Here is a 7,200-nt window from a genome sequence, read left to right as displayed (position 1 = left end):
CGCAGCACCGCACCCACCACCTCGCCCCGGTGGTGCAGCGCCACCCAGGCACCGCGCCGATCTGGCACGCGCCCGTGCTCCCCCACCAGGCGCGTCTTGGCAACGCCGACCGTCGGCAGGCCGGTCAGCACGCCAAGATGGCAGGCAATGCCAAAACGGCGCGGATGGGCGCGTCCCTGGCCATCGACCAGCAACACATCGGGGAGCACCGCCAGCTTCGACAGGGCCGCCAGCACGACCGGCAGTTCACGAAACGACAGCAGTCCCGGCACATAGGGAAACCCAACCGGACACTGCGCCACCACCTGCTCGACCGGGTCGAGCCCGGGAAACGCCAGTGCGGCAATCGCCGCCCGCGCCGTCGATCCGCCGCCGGGGAACCCCACATCGACACCAGCCACCCGCCGCACCGGCCCGACACGGTCCTCGACGATCACCCGGTGTGCCAGATCGCGCTGCAGCGCCACCGCCTCGGCAGCGCTGCGCGGCCAGCGTGAACCCGCCACGGTGCTAAGCTCTGGCGCCATGTCAGCCCTCGACTCCGCCCACGCCCTGGCCGCTGCCGTTGCACAGGCACTGTACGCCCGCGACCCGGCCGCCCGCCAGCTCGGCATCACGATCCGCCACTGCGCGCCCGGCCGCGCCGAACTCGCCATGACCGTGGCCGATTTCATGTTGAACGGTCACGGCACCTGTCACGGCGGCTACCTGTTCACGCTTGCCGATACGGCGTTCGCGTATGCCTGCAACAGCGGCAACGAATTCACCGTCGGCCAACACGCCAGCATCGATTACCTGCGCCCGGCACGGGCGGGGGACACGCTGATCGCCGTCGCCCGGGAAGTGAAGCGAGGCCCGCGCAGCGGCATTTACGACGTCACCGTACTGGGGGCGGACGACGAGCCGGTGGCACTGTTCCGCGGCCTGTCGCGCAGCCGTCCCGGCACGCCGGTGATCAACGACACGGCACCCTAGGCAACGCTACATGCCGCGCGCCTTGGCCTCGTCCCACAGGCGATCCAGTTCCGCCAGCGTGCACTCCTTGGCACGTCGGCCGGACGCGTGCAGACGATCCTCGATATAGGCAAAACGTCGCTCGAACTTGGCGTTGCCACGGCGCAGGGCTTCCTCGGCATCGAGTTCGAGATGCCGCGCCAGGTTGGCCATCACGAACAGCAGATCGCCCAGTTCGTCGGCCATCGCCTCGCGCTGGCCACTGCCAAGCGCTTCGCGCAGCTCCGCCAGCTCCTCGTCCAGTTTGTCCAGGACCGGGGTCAGATCCGGCCAGTCGAAACCCACGCGCGCCGCCCGCTTCTGCAGTTTCTGCGCCCGCTTCAGGGCCGGCAACGCCAACGCCACGCCGGCCAACACCCGCTCACCGCCGTCCCGACCCACCCGTTCGGCCGCCTTGGCGGTCTCCCAGGCATCGGCCCGCTCGGCATCGGTTTCGAACTGCGCGTGCCCGAACACATGCGGGTGGCGGCTCACCAGCTTGTCGCAAATACCCGCCGCCACGTCCTCGAAATCAAACAGCCCGGCCTCCTGCGCCATCTGGGCGTGGAACACCACCTGCAGCAGCAGGTCGCCCAACTCCAGGCGCAGGTCGTCGTAGTCGCGCCGGGCAATGGCATCGGCCACTTCATAGGCTTCTTCGAGCGTATACGGTGCCACGCTGGCGAAATCCTGACGCAGGTCCCAGGGACAGCCGCCCTGCGGGTCACGCAGACGGGCCATTAATTCGAGTAGACGGCGGGTGTTTTGCATGGCCCCGATTATCGTGCTTTCTGTCCGTGCCCGCGCGGCAGTTTCCAGGAAAGCAAAATATTACATTTCAATAACAGCCGCTTAATAAATAAGTAACAAAGAACCGCCAGACTGCCGGCATTTCAATCACACGGACGCCGCGCATGACGCCAGCACAACAGCCGCCCCGGCATTACCGCACGGTCTGGATCTCGGATGTACACCTGGGCTTTCGCGGCTGCCGGGCGGACTTTCTGCTGGATTTCCTGCACCGAGTCACCTGTGACCGGCTGTACCTGGTCGGCGACATCGTCGACTTCTGGGAGATGCGCCGCGGACTGTATTGGCCTCAGGCGCACAACAACGTGGTACGCACCCTGCTGGGCAAGGCCAAACACGGCACCGAGGTGATCTACGTACCCGGCAACCACGACGAGCTGCTGCGCGAGCATGACGGCCTGCAGATGGGCAACCTGTCGGTCCGTGGCCGGGTAGTGCACACCACCGCAGACGGGCGACGGCTGCTGGTCATGCACGGCGACGAGTTCGACAGCGTGGTGCAGTGCAGCCGCCTGCTGGCGCTGGCCGGCAGCCGTGCCTACGCGCTGCTGCTGCGTGCCAACCGGCTGGTCAACTTCGTGCGCACCAAGCTCGGCCTGCCGTACTGGTCACTGGCCGGCCACTTGAAGCACAAGGTCAAGAACGCGGTCAGCTTCATTTCCAACTTCGAGTCGGCCGTGGCCATGGCAGCCCGCCGGCACGGCGTGGACGGCGTGGTCTGCGGCCACATCCATCGGGCCGAGATCAGCACCATGGGCAATGTGCTCTACCTGAACTGCGGCGACTGGGTGGAGAGCTGCACCGCGCTGGTAGAACGTGAGGACGGCGGCATCGAGCTGCTGCACTGGTCCGACCAACAGCACGCGCTGAAGGCACAGGCGGCGATACCCGCCCTCGCCGCATGAAGATCGTACTGGTCAGCGACGCCTGGCAACCGCAGGTTAACGGCGTCGTCACCACCCTGACACGCACCTGCGCCGAACTGAATGCCCTGGGCCATCAGGTCGAAGTGATCGGACCCGGCCGCTTTCGCACCCTGCCCTGCCCGGGCTACCCCTCCATCCGCCTGGCGGTCATGCCCGGACGCACGCTCGTCCGTCTGCTCGACACACTGGCGCCCGACGCCATTCACATCGCCACCGAGGGGCCGCTCGGCCAGACGGCACGGCGCTATTGCCTGAGCCGCCAACTGGCGTTCACCACGGCGTATCACACGCAATTCCCCGAGTACCTGGCGCTTCGATCCCCCATTCCGGCACGCTGGACCTACCGGTTGATGCGTCGCTTTCATGCGCCGGCCGCGCGCACCATGGTGGCCACCGCCTCTCAGCAGGCGGTGCTCGAACAACACGGTTTCACCCACCTGGCGCGCTGGAGCCGCGGGGTCGATACAGCCGTGTTCCGGCCGCGCGACAAGGACTTCCTGCTGGCGCCGCGACCGATCGCCATGTACGTCGGCCGCGTGGCGGTGGAGAAGAACCTCGACGCCTTCCTGTCGCTGGATCTGCCCGGCAGCAAGTACGTGGTCGGCGACGGGCCCGCCTTGCCGGCGCTGCGCGCGCGTTACCCGACAGTCCGCTTCACCGGCTTCAAGCACGGCGAGGACCTCGCCCGCCACCTGGCGGCGGCCGACGTGTTCGTGTTCCCGAGCCGTACGGACACCTTCGGCCTGGTGCTGCTGGAGGCAATGGCCAGCGGCGTGCCGGTGGCGGCCTACCCGGTAACCGGCCCCAGGGACGTGGTGGTACCCGGTGTCACCGGCGCTCTGCACGAGGACCTGGGGCGCGCGGCGCGCCAGGCGCTGCACCTGGACCCGGCGGCCTGCGTGTCCCACGCCAGTGCCTACTCCTGGCGCAACGCCACGCTGCAGTTCCTGAGCAACCTTGCGCCGCTCAGACAGGCCACAGCGCAGCTGGAGATGCGTCCGCCCCGGAATGTCGGCTGCCTTTGAGAGCACCGGGTGGCAGCAGCGACGTTATAGACTTGCACCGTGGGTGCGCCGTCACCCGACCGTGGCGCACCGCCTGCCTTTTTTCCGCCGCAGGAGCATACGGTGAACAAGTCCATGGTTCTGGTCATCGCCGACAAGTCCCGGGCACGGCTGTTCAAGGCCGACACACCGCTCGGACCGATCACTGAAATCGAAGCCTTCGCCCACCCCAAGGGGCGGTTGCCGGCCCGCGAACTGGTCAGCGACGCGCACGGTCGCGCCTTCGACAGTGCCGGACAGGGCCGGCATGCGATGGAAAACGACGTCGACCCACGCCGCCAGGAAGCCCTGCGTTTCGCCACCGCGCTGGCCGAACGGCTCGAACAGGGCCGCGTGCGACGCGAGTTCGACCGCCTGGGCCTGGTGGCGTCACCACAGTTTCTGGGACTGCTGCGCGATGCGCTGTCGGACGCCTGCCGCGCACAGGTGTGCCTGGAACTGGACAAGGACCTGACGCAGCTCGGCCAGGCACGCGACATCCGCGAACGGCTGCCGGAAAAGCTCTACTCCACGCTGTAAGCGCGTGCGGCGCGCCAGCCCGCCGCAACCGGTCGGCACCTTATCGGCGCCGACCGACGATCCCCCCGGCCACCAGCGCCAGCACGATGGCCGCCCCGGCGGGCAGGTCCAGTGCGGCGGATGCCAGCAGGCCCGCCGCATACCCCAAGACGCCGATGACGCCCGCGCGCCACGGCCGACCGCCGGCCGCCAGCGCCGGCACGATCAGGCTGGCAAACACCAGATACACGCCCACCACCTGCACCGACGCGGTGACGGTAAGGGCGAACAGCAGATAGAAGCCGAGCGGCGACTCCTTCAGGCGCAGCCCGAACCAGGCCGCCAGCACCGCTGCGGTCACCAGCGCCAGCGGCCCCAGGTCGGCCCAGGTGCTCCACAGAATCTGCCCGACCAGCAGCTCCTGCAGGTGCTCGCCGGCATGCGGATCGTGACTGAGCAGCACGATGGCCCCGCAAGCGGCCGTCACGAAACTCACACCGATGAGCGCTTCCAGGCGCTGCGGCGCGCGCCGTTCGAGCCCGCGCAGCACCAGCGCCCCGACCAGTGCCGCCAGCACCGCGCTTGCCTGCATGGCCCAGCCACCGACCGCGAAACCCAGCACACCGGCAACGACGATGCCCAGCCCGGCGATCTGCGCGATGGCCAGATCGATGAAGATGATGCCCCGGCGCAACACCTCACTGCCCAGCGGCACATGCGTGGCAAGCACCAGCAGCCCCGCGGCGAAGGCCGGCAGCAGGATGCCGGCGTCGATTCCGGCCAGGCTCACGACACCGCCTGCAGCAGGCGCGACAGCGTGACCTCGAACAGCCCGAACAGATCCTGCGTACCGGGCGCGCCGCCGACCGTGTACGGCAGCTCCACCGCCGCAGTGGCCGCCTTGTCGGCCAGCCACTGCGCGGGCCGCGGCGACTGGTAGGCGCTGCGCAGGATCACACGCGCCGGCCGCCGCTCGAGCGTGTCCAGCAGTGCGGCCAGATGCGCGGCCGACGGCTCGACGCCGGGCTTCGGCTCCAGGTCGCCGACGATCTCCAGGCCAAGCCAGTCGGCGAGGTACGTCAGACCCTTGTGGTGCACCACCACCGGCACGCCCTGCAAAGGCGCGGCCCGCGCTTCCCAGCGGGTGATCGCTGCCTGCCAGCGCGCCTGGAAGTCAGCGCTGCGCTCGGCATAACGGGCGGCGTTGGCCGGGTCGAGTTGAGCCAGACGCTGGGCAAGCGCCTGGGCGATCGTCGCGATGCGGCGGGGGTCCAGATGCACGTGCGGATTGCCGGCCGCGTGCACGTCGCCGAGGGCCCGGTCCAGACGCGCCGGCTGGTCGAGCAGCGACACCTGCGCACTCGCCTCGAAGTAACCCGGCTGGCCCGGCTGGATGCGGCCGTTGCCGGCCTGACGCTGCAGCAGCGGCAGCCAGCCGCTTTCCAGCTCGGCGCCGGTACAGACCATCAGATCCGCCCGCCGCGCCTTGGCCAGCAAGGACGGCCGCGCCTCGATGCGGTGCGGGTCCTGCAGGGCGGTGGTGGCCGCGTCGACCTCGGCCAGATCCCCGGCCAGCTCGCGGGTCAGCGCCGCCCACTCGGGCTCGCAGGCCAGCACGCGCAGCGCCGCCTGCGCCGCCGGGGCAGCCAGCAGGCAGGCCCCGGCAAACAGTAGAAGCAACCGTTTCATCGTCGATGCCTCAGAACTGGTGCGCGCCGTGCGGGCCGAGGCTCATGATGTACTGCACGATGAACTGGTCATCCGGCGCGCCCACCAGCGTTTCGTCGCGGTTGTACTGCAGCCGGAAACGCGAGAACTCCGACGGCGAGAAGTCCGCCATCAGGCTCCAGCGCCTGGGGTGGTAGCGGCCGCCATCCAGACTTGCCGCGTTCAGGCCGAAGTCGGTCGAACCGCTCGACAGGCGGCTGTAGCGGGTGCCGACGCGCCAGCGCGGCATGAACTGATACACCGCCTGCGCGTACCAGCCGGACTGGTCGCTGTCGTACGCGTCGGTCAGGTCAAGACAGGCGCCACCGTCGGCCGTGTTGTCGGCGCACGCAAGGTCGCCGTCCTCGTCCCGCTGGAAATACTCGGCGGTGAAGGTGAAGTTGCGCTGGCGCGGGTTGCCGTTGGGGGCCCATTTCCAGACGAAATCCGCCAGCCAGGTCTTGGACTCGCCCGAGAACAGCGTCAGCGCCTCGACGTCGTTCAGGTCCTCCACCCAGCCCTCGCGCTCGCGCGGCCGGGCCTTCAGGTAGGAAAGACCGGCGCGCCAGCTGTGCGAGGCGCCGACATCGCCGCCGAGGTGGCCGAAGACTGCCCAGCTGCCGGCGCCGTTCTTGTCCGCGCCTTCATCCGAGCCGGGGAAGAACTGACCCCGGGCGACTTCCGCGCCAAATTCCAGGAACAGCGCGGTCGGCGCCAGCCAGCGCAGCTGCAGGCCGTCCTGGATCAGATGCTCGCCGAACAGTGCCTCGTAGACCAGGTTGTTGTCGGCGAAGTCCCAGGTGTGCGGGTGCCGCGCGTTCTGATAGCCGATGCCGGACAGGAACCGTCCGCCCTTGACGGTGAGGCCGTGCCCCAGATGCAGGCTCTGGAACCAGGCCTCCTCCACCTCGACCTCCTCGTCCAGCACCGCCAGGTTGACGTAGCCGTGCAGGTACGGATCGATGTTGGCGCTCATCACCAGCTCGGTGTGCTCGAGCGTGAAGTCGCGCTCGGCGTGGGCATGCTCACCGGCCGGCACAAAGCCGGAGATCGGCCGCTCGCCGCCGGCACGGTCGATATAGGCCCCTTGCAGGATCAGCGAGATGTCGGGGTTGAAGGCGCCAGTCGCGGATGCAGGCGCCTTCGCCTGGGCGGTCTGCTCGGCGCTGGCGGCGGCGGTCTGGGCGACCGCCTGGGCCTCG

General features: G+C 68.9%; 9 protein-coding genes. 4 read left to right on the top strand and 5 right to left on the bottom strand.

Features of this window, described 5'->3' with window-relative positions; translation table 11 throughout:
- Positions 1–527: endonuclease V (locus ABYX71_RS09380; RefSeq protein ID WP_372696239.1), on the bottom strand; the 527-nt coding region annotated here is incomplete at its 3' end.
- On the opposite strand from ABYX71_RS09380, the gene paaI reads away from it, so the two are divergent.
- Positions 526–975, top strand: coding sequence for a hydroxyphenylacetyl-CoA thioesterase PaaI (paaI, locus tag ABYX71_RS09375; protein WP_372696238.1), 450 nt, complete (start codon positions 526–528; stop codon positions 973–975). The two genes, ABYX71_RS09380 and paaI, sit on opposite strands and share 2 nt — an antisense overlap.
- Positions 976–981: 6 nt before the next feature.
- Here the strand turns inward: paaI and mazG are convergent, their stop codons facing one another.
- Positions 982–1,764, bottom strand: a complete 783-nt coding sequence (gene mazG, locus ABYX71_RS09370; protein WP_372696237.1) for a nucleoside triphosphate pyrophosphohydrolase — start codon at positions 1,762–1,764, stop codon at positions 982–984.
- A gap of 143 nt (positions 1,765–1,907) precedes the next feature.
- On the opposite strand from mazG, the gene ABYX71_RS09365 reads away from it, so the two are divergent.
- The 3 genes from ABYX71_RS09365 (at position 1,908) to ABYX71_RS09355 (ending at position 4,312) form a co-directional block, all read left to right on the top strand.
- Entirely contained in the window at positions 1,908–2,708 is an 801-nt protein-coding gene (locus ABYX71_RS09365; RefSeq protein ID WP_372696236.1) for a UDP-2,3-diacylglucosamine diphosphatase, read from the top strand.
- A complete protein-coding gene (locus tag ABYX71_RS09360) occupies positions 2,705–3,754 on the top strand; it encodes a glycosyltransferase family 4 protein (protein WP_372696235.1) in 1,050 nt (349 codons plus the stop codon). Before ABYX71_RS09365 ends, ABYX71_RS09360 begins: the two co-directional genes overlap by 4 nt.
- A gap of 102 nt (positions 3,755–3,856) precedes the next feature.
- The gene (locus ABYX71_RS09355) at positions 3,857–4,312 is read left to right on the top strand and encodes a host attachment protein (RefSeq protein ID WP_372696234.1); all 456 of its coding nucleotides are present in this window, start codon (positions 3,857–3,859) and stop codon (positions 4,310–4,312) included.
- 40 nt (positions 4,313–4,352) lie between these two features.
- Here the strand turns inward: ABYX71_RS09355 and ABYX71_RS09350 are convergent, their stop codons facing one another.
- The 3 genes from ABYX71_RS09350 to ABYX71_RS09340 all read right to left on the bottom strand — a co-directional run.
- Entirely contained in the window at positions 4,353–5,081 is a 729-nt protein-coding gene (locus ABYX71_RS09350; protein ID WP_372696233.1) for a metal ABC transporter permease, read from the bottom strand.
- The gene (locus tag ABYX71_RS09345; protein WP_372696232.1) at positions 5,078–5,980 is read right to left on the bottom strand and encodes a metal ABC transporter substrate-binding protein; all 903 of its coding nucleotides are present in this window, start codon (positions 5,978–5,980) and stop codon (positions 5,078–5,080) included. The genes ABYX71_RS09350 and ABYX71_RS09345 overlap by 4 nt, the downstream gene beginning before the upstream one ends.
- A gap of 10 nt (positions 5,981–5,990) precedes the next feature.
- The coding region (locus tag ABYX71_RS09340) for a TonB-dependent receptor (RefSeq protein WP_372696231.1) at positions 5,991–7,200 on the bottom strand (1,210 nt) is incomplete at its 5' end.

Source organism: Immundisolibacter sp. (genome assembly GCF_041625615.1).
GTDB lineage: Bacteria > Pseudomonadota > Gammaproteobacteria > Immundisolibacterales > Immundisolibacteraceae > Immundisolibacter.
The sequence above is the reverse complement of the archived record's forward strand: the minus strand, read 5'-3'. Positions and strand labels throughout refer to the sequence as shown.

Coding starts and splice junctions, on each gene's coding strand:
- paaI (WP_372696238.1), top strand. CDS start 526: ATGTCAGCCCTCGACTCCGCCCACGCCCTGGCCGCTGCCGTTGCACAG.
- mazG (WP_372696237.1), bottom strand. CDS start 1,764: ATGCAAAACACCCGCCGTCTACTCGAATTAATGGCCCGTCTGCGTGAC.
- ABYX71_RS09365 (WP_372696236.1), top strand. CDS start 1,908: ATGACGCCAGCACAACAGCCGCCCCGGCATTACCGCACGGTCTGGATC.
- ABYX71_RS09360 (WP_372696235.1), top strand. CDS start 2,705: ATGAAGATCGTACTGGTCAGCGACGCCTGGCAACCGCAGGTTAACGGC.
- ABYX71_RS09345 (WP_372696232.1), bottom strand. CDS start 5,980: ATGAAACGGTTGCTTCTACTGTTTGCCGGGGCCTGCCTGCTGGCTGCC.